General features: G+C 62.7%; 2 protein-coding genes. One reads left to right on the top strand and one right to left on the bottom strand.

Annotation, left to right across the window (positions count from 1 at the left end; translation table 11 throughout):
* Nucleotides 1-128: 128 nt before the first annotated feature.
* Complete coding sequence (locus HOP58_RS22805; RefSeq protein ID WP_234261915.1) at nt 129-329, bottom strand: hypothetical protein; 201 nt, start codon at nt 327-329, stop codon at nt 129-131.
* On the opposite strand from HOP58_RS22805, the gene HOP58_RS22800 reads away from it, so the two are divergent.
* Nucleotides 329-499: a hypothetical protein gene (locus HOP58_RS22800; protein WP_191225047.1), complete on the top strand. Its 171-nt coding sequence runs from the start codon at nt 329-331 to the stop codon at nt 497-499. The genes HOP58_RS22805 and HOP58_RS22800 overlap by 1 nt on opposite strands.
* Nucleotides 500-553 lie beyond the last annotated feature (54 nt).

Raw genomic sequence — 553 nt, 5'->3', positions numbered from 1 at the left:
CGCCGACAAGTACCGCGCCCAGGGCAAGCCGATGCATCTGATAGGCGTGGAGTTCTCCCGCGAGCGGCGCCAGATCGTGGCGTTCGAGGTAGAAAACGTACATTGCTGATCAAGAAGTTTGACAATCGTCAAATTTCTTGGGCTTTTTCGAGATCGAACCGCTGCAGCACCTGCTGACGCGGCTGGCCGAGCAGAGCGGCTACTACGATACGATCTTCTTCGTTGGTACCGACGGCGGAATCCTCCACCCAGGCGCGCGAGCTGACCGTCGAGCCTGACGAGCAGGCGCGCAACGCCAGCGGGGTGGGCCAGCAGGCGGCGCAGTCCATTGGGCAGCATCAAGCAGGCCAATCAGCGGGTCGAAAGCATCGTCGAGGTAACGCAGCAGAACGCTGCCTTGGTGGAAGAGGCCACCGCTGCCAGCCACTCCCTGAGCGACCAGGCCCGCGAACTGGCCAGGCTGGTGCAGCGTTTCAAGATCGAGGAAGCCACGGCGTAGCGGAGGCGAAGCACCCACCCTTGAGAGGCTGCTGGTTCGAGGCTTGCGCGAGGT

Source organism: Halomonas sp. MCCC 1A11062 (assembly GCF_021404355.1).
In the GTDB taxonomy this organism is placed as follows: Bacteria; Pseudomonadota; Gammaproteobacteria; order Pseudomonadales; family Halomonadaceae; genus Halomonas; species Halomonas aerodenitrificans.
This window is presented reverse-complemented; position numbering and strand designations above follow the sequence as displayed.

Bases quoted from the DNA above. Each gene is read 5' to 3' on its own strand.
- HOP58_RS22805 (WP_234261915.1), bottom strand. From the start codon at position 329: ATGGACTGCGCCGCCTGCTGGCCCACCCCGCTGGCGTTGCGCGCCTGC.